Source organism: Kitasatospora indigofera (genome assembly GCF_014655955.1).
GTDB classification, from domain to species: domain Bacteria; phylum Actinomycetota; class Actinomycetes; order Streptomycetales; family Streptomycetaceae; genus Kitasatospora; species Kitasatospora indigofera.
Genome location: NZ_BNBO01000045.1, coordinates 56,025 through 71,256 on the forward strand (window position 1 = coordinate 56,025; position 15,232 = coordinate 71,256).

14 protein-coding genes are annotated in these 15,232 nt (G+C 74.9%); 13 read left to right on the forward strand and 1 reads right to left on the reverse strand.

What is annotated here, in order from left to right; genetic code table 11:
• Nucleotides 1–50: 50 nt before the first annotated feature.
• The 11 genes from IE329_RS29410 (at nt 51) to htpX (ending at nt 11,403) form a co-directional block, all read left to right on the forward strand.
• Nucleotides 51–467: an NADH-quinone oxidoreductase subunit A gene (locus tag IE329_RS29410; protein ID WP_073924396.1), complete on the forward strand. Its 417-nt coding sequence runs from the start codon at nt 51–53 to the stop codon at nt 465–467.
• A complete protein-coding gene (locus IE329_RS29415) occupies nt 458–1,105 on the forward strand; it encodes an NADH-quinone oxidoreductase subunit B (RefSeq protein ID WP_373311332.1) in 648 nt (215 codons plus the stop codon). Before IE329_RS29410 ends, IE329_RS29415 begins: the two co-directional genes overlap by 10 nt.
• Nucleotides 1,102–2,316, forward strand: coding sequence for an NADH-quinone oxidoreductase subunit C (locus tag IE329_RS29420; RefSeq protein WP_190214030.1), 1,215 nt, complete (start codon nt 1,102–1,104; stop codon nt 2,314–2,316). Before IE329_RS29415 ends, IE329_RS29420 begins: the two co-directional genes overlap by 4 nt.
• Nucleotides 2,317–2,318: 2 nt before the next feature.
• The gene (nuoH, locus tag IE329_RS29425) at nt 2,319–3,272 is read left to right on the forward strand and encodes an NADH-quinone oxidoreductase subunit NuoH (protein ID WP_373311333.1); all 954 of its coding nucleotides are present in this window, start codon (nt 2,319–2,321) and stop codon (nt 3,270–3,272) included.
• A complete protein-coding gene (locus IE329_RS29430) occupies nt 3,269–3,820 on the forward strand; it encodes a NuoI/complex I 23 kDa subunit family protein (RefSeq protein WP_190214049.1) in 552 nt (183 codons plus the stop codon). The genes nuoH and IE329_RS29430 overlap by 4 nt, the downstream gene beginning before the upstream one ends.
• Entirely contained in the window at nt 3,817–4,536 is a 720-nt protein-coding gene (locus IE329_RS29435) for an NADH-quinone oxidoreductase subunit J family protein (protein WP_190214032.1), read from the forward strand. The genes IE329_RS29430 and IE329_RS29435 overlap by 4 nt, the downstream gene beginning before the upstream one ends.
• A gap of 6 nt (nt 4,537–4,542) precedes the next feature.
• Nucleotides 4,543–4,908: an NADH-quinone oxidoreductase subunit NuoK gene (gene nuoK, locus IE329_RS29440; protein ID WP_190214033.1), complete on the forward strand. Its 366-nt coding sequence runs from the start codon at nt 4,543–4,545 to the stop codon at nt 4,906–4,908.
• Nucleotides 4,905–6,959, forward strand: coding sequence for an NADH-quinone oxidoreductase subunit 5 family protein (locus IE329_RS29445; RefSeq protein ID WP_190214034.1), 2,055 nt, complete (start codon nt 4,905–4,907; stop codon nt 6,957–6,959). Before nuoK ends, IE329_RS29445 begins: the two co-directional genes overlap by 4 nt.
• A gap of 80 nt (nt 6,960–7,039) precedes the next feature.
• On the forward strand, nt 7,040–8,596 hold the full coding sequence (locus IE329_RS29450) for a complex I subunit 4 family protein (protein ID WP_190214035.1): 1,557 nt from the start codon (nt 7,040–7,042) through the stop codon (nt 8,594–8,596).
• A 2-nt stretch (nt 8,597–8,598) separates the two neighbouring features.
• A complete protein-coding gene (locus IE329_RS29455) occupies nt 8,599–10,209 on the forward strand; it encodes an NADH-quinone oxidoreductase subunit N (RefSeq protein ID WP_190214036.1) in 1,611 nt (536 codons plus the stop codon).
• Nucleotides 10,210–10,539: 330 nt separating this feature from the next.
• On the forward strand, nt 10,540–11,403 hold the full coding sequence (htpX, locus tag IE329_RS29460) for a zinc metalloprotease HtpX (protein ID WP_190214037.1): 864 nt from the start codon (nt 10,540–10,542) through the stop codon (nt 11,401–11,403).
• A gap of 108 nt (nt 11,404–11,511) precedes the next feature.
• On the opposite strand, the gene IE329_RS29465 is transcribed toward htpX, so the two are convergent.
• Nucleotides 11,512–12,945: an aminotransferase-like domain-containing protein gene (locus IE329_RS29465; protein WP_190214038.1), complete on the reverse strand. Its 1,434-nt coding sequence runs from the start codon at nt 12,943–12,945 to the stop codon at nt 11,512–11,514.
• On the opposite strand from IE329_RS29465, the gene IE329_RS29470 reads away from it, so the two are divergent.
• Nucleotides 12,944–13,864, forward strand: coding sequence for a DMT family transporter (locus IE329_RS29470; protein WP_190214039.1), 921 nt, complete (start codon nt 12,944–12,946; stop codon nt 13,862–13,864). The genes IE329_RS29465 and IE329_RS29470 overlap by 2 nt on opposite strands.
• A 237-nt stretch (nt 13,865–14,101) precedes the next feature.
• On the forward strand, nt 14,102–15,232 hold a 1,131-nt coding region (locus tag IE329_RS29475; protein WP_190214040.1), incomplete at its 3' end, for a cbb3-type cytochrome c oxidase subunit I.

Sequence of the window (15,232 nt, forward strand, 5' to 3'; positions counted from 1 at the left end):
CGGGGATGTCCCGGACGGGCCCGGAGCAAGGCCGATGTGGAGGCGAACGCATGAAGGGGCAGCCGGTAGCTGCCGTCGCGGCCGACCCTGCGGTGGGCAGCGGCTACTTCGACGCGTACGCCGCGGTGGGCCTGCTCGCCGTCGTCGGCGTGCTCTTCGTCGCCGTGGCGTTCTCCGCCAACCGGCTGCTGCGGCCGGTGGTGTACTCGCCGGAGAAGCTCCTCGCCTACGAGTGCGGGGTCGACCCGGTCGGCGAGGACTGGGCGCACACCCAGATCCGCTACTACGTGTACGCGTTCCTGTACGTGATCTTCGCGGTCGACGCCATCTACCTGTTCCCCTGGGCGACGGTGTTCTCCGCCGCCGGGTACGGCGCGGGCACCCTGGTCGAGATGTTCGTCTTCATCGGCTTCCTCGCGGTCGGCCTGCTCTACGCCTGGAAGAAGGGCGTTCTGGAATGGACGTGACCCACAGCCACCCGCACGGCCACGCCCACGGCGGCGACTCCTCCGGAGTCGTCCCGCTCGGCATGCCCGACCCCGCCCGTCCGGGGGGCCCGGCCGAGCAGCCGCGGCTCGGACCGCTCGCCCGGCTGGCGCCGGACCCGGTCAAGGTGGTGCTCAACTGGGGGCGCCGCTACAGCCTCTGGTGCTTCAACTTCGGCCTGGCCTGCTGCGCGATCGAGTTCATCGCCGCCTCGATGGCCAAGCACGACTTCATCCGGATGGGAGTCATCCCGTTCGCGCCCGGCCCGCGCCAGGCCGACCTGATGATCGTGTCGGGCACCGTCACGGACAAGATGGCCCCCGCCGTCAAGCGCCTGTACGAGCAGATGCCCGAGCCGAAGTACGTCATCTCCTTTGGCGCCTGCTCCAACTCCGGCGGCCCCTACTGGGACTCCTACTCGGTCACCAAGGGCGTCGACCAGATCATCCCGGTCGACGTCTACGTGCCGGGCTGCCCGCCGCGCCCCGAGGCGCTGCTCCAGGGCATCCTCAAGCTGCAGGAGAAGATCGCGGCCGAATCGCTGCCCGAGCGCTACGCCGCCCCGGCGTCCGCGCTGCGCCGGCCGCTGGTCGCCGGGCCCGAGGGCGGCCGCGCGTGAGCTTCGACCGCACCCCCGAGGAGCTCGCCGCGTCGGTCGGCGCGTGGGCGACCGCCGCCGAGGCGTACGAGCTGATCACCGTCGACGTGCCTGCCGAGCACTGGATCGAGGCGCTGACGGCCGCCCGGGACATCCTGGGCCTGAGTTACTTCGACTGGCTGAGCGCCGTCGACGAACTGGCCGAGGGCTTCTCCGTCGCCGCCCACCTGGCCGCTCTCGACGCCACCGGGGTCCGGCACCTGCTGGTCCGCACCCGGGTGCCGCGCGAGCGGGCCGCGCTGCCGACCGCCGTGGGCGTCTACGCCGGTGCCGGCTGGCACGAGCGGGAGACCCACGAGATGTTCGGCATCGACTTCTCCGGCCACCCGCACCTGGTCACCCTGCTGCTGCCGGACGGCTTCGAGGGCCACCCGCTCCGCAAGGAGTTCGTCCTGGCGGCCCGGGTCGCCAAGGCCTGGCCCGGCGCCAAGGAGCCCGGCGAGTCCGAGGGCGACGGCCCGGCCCGGCGCAAGATGCAGCCGGCCGGCGTGCCCGACCCGAACGAGTGGGGGCCGCTCAAGGGCACCCTGCCGCCCGTCGCCGAACGCCCCGCCCGGGGCGCCCGCGCGGCCGGTGCGGCGGGGCGCACCCCGCGTGCCGCCGCCGGGGCCGCCGGTGCCGCTGCCGGCACCCCTGCCGGTGCCGCCGGCGAGGGCGGGCCCGCGATCCGGGCCGACCGGCCCCGGCGCACCCGGTCCATCACGGAGGGGTCGGCCAGCCAGACCGCCGCCGGCCCGGCGGCCCCGCCGGCCGAGGCACCCACCGGGACGGCCGCCGGGGCGCCCGCCGGGGCGCCCGCCGGGGCGCCCGCCGAGCAGCCGGCGGCGACGCCGCCCGCCGCGGCCACGCCGCCGGCACCCGCCCGGACCCGGTCCACCGACGCGCCCTGGCACACACCGGTACCCGCGCACGGGCCCGCCGGGGAGCCGGCGGGGGAGCCTGCCGCACCGGCGGCCACCCCGGCACCCGAGGCCGCGAAGCCGGAGCCCGTGAAGCCGGAGGCCGCGAAGCCGGAGCCCGCGAAGCCGGAGCCCGTCGCACCGGAGGCCCCGCAGCAGGGGTCCGGCGCGCCCGAAGCCGGTACGCCCGAAGCCGGCGCGCCCGGGCCCGGTACGCCCGAAGCCCCCGCAGCCGCACCCGAGAAGCCCACCCAGGAAGGAGACAGCGCGTGAACCTGCTCGACACGCTGTTGCGCTGCGCCGCCGCGCTCGTCGTCTTCCTCACCTTCCCGCTGATCATCGGCCAGACCGAGCACAAGGTGATGGCCCACATGCAGGGCCGGCTCGGCCCGATGTACGCGGGCGGGTTCCACGGCTGGGCCCAGCTGGTCGCCGACGGCGTCAAGTTCGCCCAGAAGGAGGACATCGTCCCCGCCGGGGCGGACCGCCGGGTGTTCCAGCTGGCGCCGGCCGTCTCGCTGCTGCCGTACCTGATCGTGCTGCTGGCGATCCCGGTCGGGCCGGACGGCTTCGTCGGCCAGGCCGTCGACGCCGGGCTGTTCTTCGTGCTGGCCGTGATGGGCGTCGGCGTGATCGGCAAGCTGATGGCCGGCTGGGCCTCCGCCAACAAGTTCTCGCTGCTCGGCGGCCTGCGCACGGCCGCCCAGCTGATGTCGTACGAGCTGCCGATGGTGCTCGCCGCCGCCTCGGTGGCGATGGCCGCCGGGACGCTCTCGCTGCCCGGCATCCTGGACGCCTTCGAGTGGTACTGGATCCCGTGGCAGGCGATCGGCGCGTTCGTCTTCTTCACGGCCGGCCTGGCCGAGCTGCAGCGACCGCCGTTCGACATGCCGGTCGCCGACTCCGAGATCATCTTCGGCGCCTACACCGAGTACACCGGCCTGCGCTTCGCGTTCTTCCTGCTCTCCGAGTACGCCGGGATCCTGGTGGTCTCCGCGCTCACCGCCGTGCTCTTCCTGGGCGGCTGGCACGGACCGCTGCCGGACGACCTCGGCTGGCTCTGGACCATCCTCAAGACCTTCGCCCTGGCCTTCGTGGTGATCTGGCTGCGGGTCACCTACCCGCGGCTGCGCGAGGACCAGCTGATGCGGTTCGCGTGGACCGTCCTGATCCCGCTCGCCCTCGTCCAGCTCGCCCTCACCGGCGTCATCAAGGTGGCGATCTCCTGATGAGCTTCCCCGGCTCCGGCCTGGCCAAGGGCCTGGCCGTCACCCTGCGGACGATGACGAAGAAGACCGTCACCGCGCAGTACCCCGACGTGCAGCCCGAGCTCCCGCCGCGCACCCGCGGCGTGATCGCGCTGCTGGAGGAGAACTGCACCGTCTGCATGCTCTGCGCCCGTGAGTGCCCGGACTGGTGCATCTACATCGACTCCCACAAGGAGACGCTGCCCGCCGCCGACCCGAACGCCCGCGCCCGCACCCGCAACGTGCTGGACAGGTTCGCGATCGACTTCTCGCTCTGCATGTACTGCGGCATCTGCATCGAGGTCTGCCCCTTCGACGCGCTGTTCTGGTCGCCGGAGTTCGAGTACGCGGAGACGGACATCCTGGAGCTGACCCACGAGCGGGACAAGCTCCGCGAGTGGATGTGGACCGTACCGGCACCGCCCGCCCTGGACCCGGCGGCCGAGGAGCCCAAGGAGATCGCGGCCGCCCGCAAGGCGGCCGAGAAGCTGGCCGCCGCCGCGGCCGCCGAGGCGGGTGGGTCCGAGTGAGCGTCCTGTTCGCCGCGGCCGGCCCGCTGGAGCCCGCCGCCCGCTCCTTCCTCTCCCCGACCGGCGTCGAGATCGTCTTCCTGCTGGTCGGCGTCGCCGTGCTCGGCTCCGCCCTGGTCGCCGTCACCACCAAGCAGCTGGTGCACGCCGCGCTCTGGCTGGTCGTCGCGCTCGGCGGGCTGGCGGTGGAGTTCCTGCTGCTCACCGCCGAGTTCATCGCCTGGGTGCAGGTGCTCATCTACCTCGGCTCGGTCGTGGTGCTGGTGCTGTTCGGACTGATGCTCACCAAGGCCCCGATCGGTCGCTCGCCCGACGCGGACTCCGGCAACCGCTGGGTGGCCCTGGTGGTGGCCCTCGCCGCCGCCGGCACCCTGGTGACCCTGATGGTGGACGCCTTCCGCAGCGCCTGGATCGACCTCGGCGCCGGCGGCGGCTCCACCCAGGCCACCGGAACCAGCCTGTTCCGGCACTGGGTGCTGCCCTTCGAGGCGCTCTCCGTCCTGCTGCTGGCCGCCCTGGTCGGCGCCGTCGTGCTGTCCCGCGGCGGCGGCCGGGGCACGGCCCCGGCCCCCCGCGCCGGCAGGCTGCGGGCCGGCAAGCCGGTCGGCACCCCGGGCCGCGCGGTGCCGCCGCCGCAGGCCGGACCGGACGCCGGAGCCCCGAAGCCCGCCGACCCGGCGCCCGCCGCCTCGACGACCCCTCCGCAGGAGCGCTGACCGCCGATGCACCTCGCCTACCCAGCCGTCCTCGCCGCGCTGCTCTTCAGCGTCGGCGTGTACGGCGTGCTCGCCCGGCGCAACGTCGTCCTGGTGCTGATGTCCGTCGAGCTGATGCTCAACGCCGTCAACCTCGACCTGGTCGCCTTCGACGCCTGGCTGCGCGACTCGCTGCACGCCGGACAGGCTCTCACCCTCTTCGTGATCACCGTCGCCGCCGCCGAGATCGGTCTCGGCCTGGCGATCGTCCTGCTGGTCTTCCGGACCAGGGGCACCGCCGACATCGACCGGATCACCGCCCTGGGCGACCCGGCCGAGGCCGCCCAGGCGCCCGCCGCGGCCGACACCCTGAAGGGCCGGGCCGCCGCATGAACCTCGCCCTCCCGGTGCTCGTCCCCGCGCTGCCCGCGCTCGGCGCCGCCGCCACCTTCGCCACCGGCCGGCGCGCCCCCGGCTTCGCCCGGCCGCTGGCGATCCTCCCGGTCGCCGCCTCCGCCGTCCTGGCCCTGGTCGTCGCCCTCCAGCTCGGCACCGGCCAGGTCCTGGAGGCCGCCACCCGGCTCACCCCGACCGGCGGCCCGGAGATCTCGCTCGCCATCCAGCTGGACGGCTACACCTCGGTGATCACCGTCCTGGTCGGCCTGGTCGCCACCTGCGTGCAGGTCTACTCGACCGCCTACCTCAAGGACGACCCCCGCTACCCCTCGTACGCGGCGCTGGTCTCGCTGTTCACGGCCGCGATGTTCGTGGTCGTCTACTCCGGCGACCTGATCGTGCTGCTGGTCGGCTGGGAGGTCATGGGCATCTGCTCGTACTTCCTGATCGGCCACCACTGGGAGACCGCCGACGCCCGCTCCGCCTCGCTCAAGGCCTTCCTGGTCACCAAGCTCGGCGACGTCCCGTTCGTGTTCGGGATCTTCCTGCTCGGGGCCGACGCCGGCAGCTTCCGGATCAGCGACGTGCTGTCCGCCGCGGGCCACGGGCAGCTCGGCCACCCCACCCTGACCGCCCTGCTGCTGCTGGCCGGCGTGGCCGGCAAGAGCGCCCAGTTCCCGCTGCACACCTGGCTCCCGGACGCGATGGCCGGCCCCACGCCGGTCTCCGCCCTGATCCACGCCGCCACCATGGTCGCGGCCGGCATCTACCTGGTCGCCCGGCTGCTGCCGGTCTTCCTGCTCTCCGGCGCCGCGCTGATCGTGCTCGCCGTGATGGCCGCGGTCACGATGATCGGCTCCGCGCTCTGCGCCCTCGCCCAGGACGACCTCAAACGCGTCCTCGCCTACTCCACCGTCGGCCAGCTCGGCTACATGGCCGGCGCCCTCGCCAGCGGCGACCGCGAGGCGTCCGTCTTCCACCTGGTCAGCCACGGCGCCTTCAAGGCCCTGCTGTTCCTCGCCGCCGGCGTGGTGATCCACGCCGCGCACACCAACTCGATCTCCGCGATGTCCCGGATGCCCGGGCTGCGCCGCCGGGTGCCGGACGCCTACTGGACGACCGGCATCGCCCTGGTCGCCCTGGTCGGCCTGCCGCCGTTCTCCGGCTTCTTCAGCAAGGAGGCGGTGCTCACCGCCGCCGAGCACGCCGCCACCGGCGAGGCGATCACCAACGGCGTCGGCCCGGCCTCCGCCGTCCCGGCCACCGCCGGCTGGATCGTCCTGGTCGCGGCCTGCCTCACCGCGCTGATCACCGCCGCCTACGCCACCCGGCTCTGGCTGGTCGCCTTCCACACCCCGGCCGCCGTGCCCCCGGCCGCGCCGGCGCCCGCCCCCACCGGCGCCGAGCCGGGAGCCCCGTACTCGCCCGAGGTGGACGAGGCCGACCCGGCCACCGCCGAGCCGTCCGCGATGCGCTGGCCGCTCTGGGTGCTCGCGGTGCCCACCATGGGCTTCGGCATCGCCGGCGTCCGCACGGACTGGCTGCCCGCCCTGCTGGACGGCGGTTCGCTGCGCCCCACGCCCGTCACCGCGGTGATCGGCACCGGCCTGGCCGTGGCCGGCATCCTGATCGCCTGGGCCGCCTGGCGCTCCGGCACCGCCCGGGTCACCGCGGCCCGGCTCGCCGCCGGCCGGCCGCTCGGCCCCACCGCCGAGGGCCGCGTCCCCGGCGGGGCCACCACCCCGCCGGCCGAGCAGCCGCCCGCCGACCCCGGCCGCACCCTGCTCGGCCCGCTGTTCGGCCCGGCCCGGCACGGTTTCGGCGTCGACCGGCTCTACACCGCCCTGTTCGTCCGCCCGGCCGGCGCCGCCGCCAAGCTCGTCCGCTTCCTCGACCGCGAGGTCGTCGAGACGTACGTGCGCGGCACCGGCCTCGGCGCCCAGCTGCTCGGCCGGGCCGTGCGCCTGGCACAGACCGGCAACGCGCAGACCTACCTCAGCGCCCTGCTCGCCGGCGTGGTGCTGCTCGCCGTCTGGGCGGCGGTGTAGCGGATGACCCACCCGACCGGCCCCGCCGCCGCACCCCGCCGCCCCGCCCCGCCCGCCGCAGCACCCGTTTGGAGCCCCCGATGAACGCAGTCCTCATCGCCCTCCTGGTGCTGCCGCTGCTCGGCGCCGCCCTCACCCTGGCCCCCGTCTTCGGCGCCGACCCGGCCACCGCCGACCGGCGCGCTCTGACCTTCAACACCGCCGTCAGCGGCCTGGTGTTCCTGCTCACCGTCGCGCTCGCGGCCGGCTTCGACCACGACGAGCCGGCCCGGATGCAGGCCACCACCGACCTGTCCTGGATCCCGGCGCTCGACGTCCGGCTGCACCTCGGCGTCGACGGCGTCTCGCTGCCGCTGATCGTGCTGACCTCGCTGCTCACCCTGCTCTGCGCCGGCTACTCGCAGAGGCGGCTGCCCGGCGGCGAGGGCGTGCCCTCCGCCCGGGCCTTCGTCGGGCTGTTCCTGCTGCTCGAAACCGGCATGCTGGCCACCTTCGCGGTGCTGGACCTGATCCTCTTCTTCCTGGCCTTCGAGATCGTGCTGATCCCGATGTACTTCCTGATCGCCCGCTGGGGCAGCGGACGGAAGGTCCCGGCCGCCAACCGGTTCATCCTCTACACCCTGCTCGGCTCCGCGGTGATGCTGCTCGGCTTCCTGCTGATCGGGACCAAGGCCGGCACCTTCGACATGCAGGCCCTGGCCAACGCCCACGGCAACGGCCTCAGCCACACCACCCAGGTCACCGCCGGCCTCGCGATCATGATCGGACTGGCCGTCAAGGCACCCGCCTGGCCGCTGCACAGCTGGCTCCCGGACGCCCACACCGCCGCCCCCACCGTCGGCTCGGTGCTGCTCGCCGGCGTGCTGCTGAAGATGGGCACCTACGGCCTGGTCCGGGTCCTGCTCCCGATCGTCCCCGACGGCAGCGCGACCCTCGCCCCCTACCTCGGGGCGTTCGCCGCCGTCGGCATCGTCTACGGCTCGCTGGCCTGCCTCGCCCTCGCCCGGCCCGGCGCCAAGGGCGACCTCAAGCGCCTGATCGCCTACTCCTCGGTCGGCCACATGGGCTTCGTCCTGCTGGGCATCGCCTCGCTCACCCCGGTGGGCGTCAACGGCGCGCTGTTCGCCAACATCGCCCACGGCCTGATCACCGGCCTGCTGTTCTTCGTCGTCGGCGCCCTCAAGGACCGCTACGGCACCGCCGACCTCGACACCCTCGCCGGCGCCACCGGCGCCGCCCTGTACGGACGGGCGCCACGGCTCGGCGCCCTGCTCGCCTTCGCCGCCGTCGCCAGCCTCGGACTGCCCGGCCTGGCCGGCTTCTGGGGCGAGCTGCTCGCCATGTTCGGCGCCTTCGACCCGGCCGCCGGACTCTCCCGGCCCGCCTTCGTCACCTACATGGTGCTGGCCGGCCTCGGCACCCTGCTCACCGCCGCCTACCTGCTGATCGTGGTCCGCCGGGTCTGCATGGGCGACCCCGCGCAGCCCGCGGCCGCCGCCGACCTCCCGGACCTGCGCCGCTACGAGGCCGTCAGCTGGACCCCGCTCGCCGCGCTCACCCTGCTCGCCGGACTGTGGCCCGCCCTCCTGCTCGGTCTCTCCGAGCCGGCCGTCCAGCACCTGCTCGGAGGTGGCTGACCATGCCCGCCGCCCAGCTCGCCACCACGCTCGGCCCGCAGCTCAGCTCTCACCTCACGGGGCAGCCCACTGTGACCTCCCTCGCCGTAGCCGACCCGGGCGGCCTCATCCAGTCCGTCGACTGGGTGGCCGTCGCACCGCCGCTGATCGCCGCACTGGCCGGCCTGGCCGTCCTGCTCGCCGACCTCTTCCTGCCCGAGCGCCGCAAGAAGCTGCTCGGCCGGTTCGCCGTCGCCGGACTCGCCCTCGCCGTCGCCGCCCTGCTGCCGCTCACCGGCGGCACCCCCCGCAGCACCTTCTGCCTCCAGGACGTCCAGGGCACCGCCGGCTGCAGCTACGTCGCCGACCACTTCGCGCTGGTCTTCCAGCTGCTCGCGCTCGGCGGCGCGCTGATCGCCGCCCTGCTCTCGGTGCACACCGTGGACGAGGCGAAGCTGCCCGGCGGCGAGTACTGGTTCCTGCTGCTCAGCAGCGCCTCCGGCGCCGCCCTGCTGCCCGCCGCCCGGGACCTGGCGACCCTCGTCGTCGCCCTGGAGGTCGCCTCGCTGCCCGCCTTCGCACTGGTCGCGCTGCGCCGGGACGGCCGGGGCGCCGAGGCCGCGCTGAAGTTCTTCCTCTCCTCGGTGACCGCGACCGCCGTGATGCTGCTCGGCGTCGCCTTCGTCTACGCCGCCACCGGCAGCCTGCACCTCGGCGTGATCGCGGACGCCCTGCCGCACGCGCCCGCCCAGCTGAAGCCGGTGGCCGAGGCCGGTGCGGTGCTCGTCCTGGTCGGCTTCGCCTTCAAGGTCGCCGTGGTGCCGTTCCACTTCTGGGTCCCCGACACCTACGTCGGCGCCCCGCTCCCGGTGGCCGGCTACCTCTCGGTGGTCGGGAAGGCCGCGGGCCTGGCCGGGCTCGCGCTGGTCACCAGCATCGGGTTCCGCGCGTACGGCCACAGCTGGGGCCCGGTGCTCGCGGTGCTGGCCGCGCTCACCATGACGGCCGGCAACGTCGCGGCGCTGCGCCAGCGCCCCGACACCGAGCACGGCGCCGTCCGCCTGCTGGCCTGGTCCTCGGTCGGCCAGGCCGGCTACCTGCTGGTGCCGATCGCGGCCGCCGGGTACCGCCCCGGCCCGGACGCGCTGGGCGCCACCGCCGCGTACGGCCTGATCTACGGGGTGGTGAACCTCGGCGCCTTCGCGGTGGCCGCCGTGGTGGGCCGCTCGACCGGCAACCGGCTGGACGACTACCGCGGCCTGTTCGCGACCCGCCGCTGGACGGCGCTGGCGCTCGCGTTCTTCCTGCTCTGCCTGGCCGGGCTGCCGCCCGGCGTGATCGGGCTGTTCGGCAAGGTGGTGGTCTTCCGGGCCGCCGTCGACGCCGGGCTCGGCTGGCTGGCCGTGGTGATGGCCGCCAACGTGGTGATCGCGCTCTTCTACTACCTGGTCTGGACGGCGAAGCTGTTCGCCCCCGGGCCGGCCGCCGCGCCGGCGGCCGCCGGGGCCGGTGCCCCGGCCGTCCGGCTGCCCGTCTCGCTGACGGCCACCGTCGCGCTCACCGCCGCCGCGGCGGTCGTGCTGTCGGTGCTCCCGCAGCTGGTGCTCCAGGTGGCGGGCGGCAGTCTGTTCTGAGCCCGGCCCGGTCCGGGTTCGGGGCTGGCTTCGGGTCCGGGTGCCGGTGCGGGTCCGGGGCCGGGTGCGGGTTCGTGCGCGGGTCCGTCGGGAGGCCGCCCGGTCGGTGCCGCCCCGGCAGGCCTGCCCGCCGCGTCCCGCTCGGGAGCCTGCCCGGCCCGCGTCCGTCCCCCGCGTCCGGCCCGCCCGGGCCCGCCCCGGGTCCGGCCCGCCCGGGGGCGGGGGAGGACCGCGGAGGGCACAAGGGAACAAGGCCCCCGCATCCGTCCGTTGATCCGGCACGGGGACTGAGACAGAAGGCTTCCCACCGCACCACCTGGAGGGCCTGCCGTGCATCACCGGCACAACGGACTGAGGACCGCCGTACTGCTCGGCGGCCTTTCTGCGCTGATCCTGGTCATCGGCAGCTTCTTCGGCCGGGCCGGATTCGTGGTCGCCCTGGTGGTCGCGGTCGGCACCAACGCCTACGCCTACTGGAACAGCGACAAGCTGGCCCTGCGCGCCATGCGGGCCCGCCCGGTGAGCGAGATCGAGGCGCCCCGGCTGTACCGGATCGTCCGCGAGCTCTCCACCTCGGCCCGCCAGCCGATGCCCCGCCTCTACATCTCGCCGACCCCCGCCCCGAACGCCTTCGCCACCGGCCGCAACCCGCGCAACGCCGCGGTCTGCTGCACCGACGGCATCCTGCAGCTGCTGGACGAACGCGAGCTGCGCGGGGTGCTCGGGCACGAGCTGAGCCACGTCTACAACCGGGACATCCTGATCTCCTCGGTGGCCGGGGCGCTCGCCTCGGCGGTGATGTTCCTGGTCCACTTCGCCTGGCTGGTGCCGTTCGGCCGCAGCGAGGACGACGACGGGCCGGGCCTCTTCGGGATCCTCGCGATCATGATCCTTGGCCCGCTCGCGGCCGGCCTGATCCAGCTGGCCGTCAGCCGCTCCCGGGAGTACCAGGCCGACGCGGACGGCGCCCGGATCACCGGCGACCCGCTGGCCCTGGCGAGCGCCCTGCGCAAGCTGGACATCGGCACCAAGCAGCTCCCGCTGCCGCCCGAGCCCCAGCTCCAGACCGCCAGCCACATGATGATCGCCAGCCCGTTCCGCCCCGGCGAGGCCGGTGCCCGGCTGTTCTCCACCCACCCGCCGATGGCCGAGCGGATCGCCCGCCTGGAGCGGATGGCCGGCCACCGCGGCTGAGCCCGCGCCCCGGCCGGGCCCGCGGCCGAGGAGCCGGCCCGGTGGTGCGTTGGTCCGGTGGCCCGTTCCCGGGTGGCCGCACCCGGACGGCCGGGTGACCCGGCGGCCTCAGGCGCGGTCCTCCGCGCAGGCCCGGCGCAGCCGCTCGACGCCCTCGGCCACCTGGGCGGCGCTCTCCGCCGCCGCGTAGCTCAGCCGCAGGTGCGGGCCGGGCGGCTCGGCCGCGAAGTACGGCCGCCCCGGCGTCACGCCGACCCCGGCCCGCAGGGCGGCGGCGGCCGCGGCGGCCTCGTCCGTGCCGTCCGGCAGCCGCAGCCACAGGTGGTACCCGCCGGCCGGCACGGCCGTCCCGAGCAGTCCCGGCAGTCCCCGGCGCAGCGCGGCGACCGCGGCCTCCCGGCGGTCCCGCAGCTCGGCCGCCAGGACGCGCAGGTGCCGCGCCCAGCCCGGGTCCCCCACCAGCTCCAGGGTGGCCTCCTGGAGCGGCCGCGGGACGAAGAAGCTGTCCACCACCTGGACGGCCCGCAGCCGCTCCAGGGCCGGCCCGCGCGCGCTGAGCGCCGCCACCCGCAGGCTGGGCGAGGCGGCCTTGGTCAGCGAACGGACGTGCACCACCACCCCGTCCGGGTCCTCGGCCGCCAGCGGGCGGGGCAGCGCGGCGGCGTCCGCGTGGACCAGCCGGCGGGCGAAGTCGTCCTCGATCACGAAGGCGCCGGCCGCCCGGGCGATCCGCAGCACCTCGGCCCGGCGCGGCGCCGACAGCACCGCGCCGGTCGGGTTCTGGAACAGCGGCTGGCAGACGAAGGCCCGGGCCCGGGTGGCCTCGAAGGCCTCCGCGAGCAGGTCGGTCCGGACGCCGTCGGCGTCCACCGGGACGGGCACCGGGCGCAGCCCCGCCGCCCGGGCCACGGCGAGCGTCCCCGGGTAGGTGGGCGACTCGACCAGGACGGGGGCGCCCGGCGCCACCAGCGAGCGCAGGGCGGTGGTCAGCGCGCTCTGGCCGCCCGCCGTCACCAGCACCTCCGCGGCGCTCAGCGACCCGCCGGCCCCGCCGATGTCCCGGGCGAACCAGGCCCGCAGCTCGGTCAGCCCGTCCACCGGCGGCCGCCCCCAGGCACCCGGCCGCCGCCCGGCCCTGGCCAGCGCGCCGGCCAGCGTGCGCTCGGGCAGCAGCGAGGAGTGCGGGTAGCCGCCGTTCAGGTCGATCACGTCCGGCGGGGGGACGGTGAGGGTGGTGAGCAGGCCCGCGACACCCGGGTTGGCGGGCCCCACCTCGGCACTCAGCGCCACCTCCTGCCAGGAGAGGTCGCCCGGGCGGGCACCGCCGCCGGCCCGCGGCGCCCGGAACACCCCGGCGCCGGGCCGGGCCACCACCAGCCCCTCGGCGACCAGGACCGCGATCGCCCGGGAGACCGTCACCGGGCTCACCTGGTGGCGTTCCACCAGTGCCCGGCTCGACGGCAGCTTCTCCCCCTCGGAGTAGCGGTCGAGATCGCGGCGGAGGCTGTCGGCCAGTTCATGGACGCTGCTAGGCTCATTCATGACGGCACAAGATAGCGCTACTCGCCCGACGACGATAGCGGTGGCCCGCCGGAGCGGCGTCCCGGCCGGCCGAGGCACCCTGCTCGCGGCCCTCGGCGTCCTCTGCTTCTCCTTCAGCTTCCCCGCCACCGCCGGCGCCCTGACCGGCTTCGGCCCCTGGACGGCGACCGGCCTGCGCGGGGTGCTGGCCGGCGTCCTCGCGCTGGGCTGCCTGGCCGCCGCCCGGGTCCCCGTCCCCGAGCGCCGGTACTGGCCCGGGCTGCTCGTGGTGGCGGCCGGTTGCGTGCTCGGCTTCCCGCTGCTGACCACCCTGGCCCTGCAGACCTCCTCGACCGCCCACACGGCCGTCGTCGTCGGCGTCCTGCCGCTGGCCACCGCCGCGGTCTCGGCGGCCCGCACCGGCGCCCGGCCCTCCCGGGCCTTCTGGTGCGCCGCACTGGCCGGCGCGGCCGCCGTGCTCGGCTTCACCCTCCAGCAGAGCCACGGCCGCCTGGCGGTGGCGGACCTCTACCTGTTCGGGGCCCTGCTGGTCTGCGCCGCCGGGTACGCGGAGGGCGGCCGGCTCTCCCGCGAGATGCCGGGCTGGCAGGTGATCGGCTGGGCGGTGGTGGCCTCGCTGCCCGTCACGGTGCCGGCCGCGGCCCTCGCCCTGGCGGCCGAACCCGTCCACCTGTCGGCCGGGGCGGTCGGCGGGCTGGCCTACACGGCGGCGGTCTCGCAGTTCGGCGGCTTCGTGGTCTGGTACCGGGGGATGGCCGAGGTCGGGGTGCCGAAGGCCAGTCAGCTGCAGCTCGCCCAGCCGGGCCTGACCCTGGTGTGGGCCGTCCTGCTGCTGGGGGAGGAGCTGCCGCCGGCCGCGCCGGTCACCGCGCTCGCCGTCCTGCTGTGCATCGCGGCCACCCAGCGGGCCCGGGGCTGAGCGGCTCGGCGCGGAGGGCCCGGCCGGATCCTCCCGGCCCGGGCGCGGTACGGCCGCCGGGTGCCACCGCTGCGCCGGCCGGGGGCGTCCGGGCCGGGCCGGGGGCGCGGGCCCGGCGTGCGGCCGCGTTCGGCTGATGCCGCCCCGGCCCGCCCCGGCGTGCCGCACGCTCCCGGCAATCGTGACTGGTAGTGCTTGACCGACCACTCGCGACGGTGCCCAGGAAGGTGCGGAGCCATGACCCTTCTGCCGAGAACCGAAGTCCCCGGCCGCGGCCCGCAGCGACCGCCGCACGCCCGCCGGGGCCACGGTCCGCGGGCCCGCCGGGGGCGCCGGGGCCGGGTGCTGGTGTCGTGGCTGACCACCACCGACCACAAGCGGATCGGCACCCTCTACCTGACCACCTCGTTCGGGTTCTTCCTGGTCGGCGGGGTGATGGCCCTGCTGATGCGGGCCGAGCTGGCCCGGCCCGGGCTGCAACTGCTGTCGAACGAGCAGTTCAACCAGCTGTTCACCATGCACGGCACGATCATGCTGCTGATGTTCGCGACCCCGCTCTTCGCCGGCTTCGCCAACTGGATCATGCCGCTGCAGATCGGCGCCCCGGACGTGGCCTTCCCCCGGCTGAACATGGTCGCCTACTGGTTCTACCTGTTCGGTTCGCTGATCGTGGTCGGCGGCTTCCTGACCCCGGACGGCGCCGCCGACTTCGGCTGGTTCGCCTACGCGCCGCTGAACAGCGCGATCCACTCGCCGGGCATCGGCGGCGACATGTGGATCATGGGGCTGACACTCTCCGGCTTCGGGACCATCATGGGCGCCGTCAACTTCATCACCACGATCATCTGCCTCCGGGCACCCGGCCTGACCATGTTCCGGATGCCGATCTTCGTCTGGAACATCCTGCTCACCAGCGTCCTGGTGCTCTTCGCCTTCCCGGTCCTCGCCGCCGCGCTGCTCGCCCTGGAGGCGGACCGCAAGTTCGGCGCCCACGTCTTCGACCCGGCGAACGGCGGCGCCCTGCTCTGGCAGCACCTGTTCTGGTTCTTCGGCCACCCCGAGGTCTACATCATCGCGCTGCCCTTCTTCGGCATCGTCACCGAGATCATCCCGGTCTTCAGCCGCAAGCCGATCTTCGGCTACAGCGGCCTGATCGCGGCCACCGTCGCCATCACCGGCCTGTCGATCACGGTCTGGGCGCACCACATGTTCGTCACCGGGCAGGTGCTGCTGCCGTTCTTCTCGATCATGACGCTGCTCATCGCCGTCCCGACCGGGGTCAAGTTCTTCAACTGGATCGGCACCATGTGGAGGGGCTCGCTGAGCTTCGAGACCCCGATGCTCTGGACGGTCGGCTTCCTGGTCACC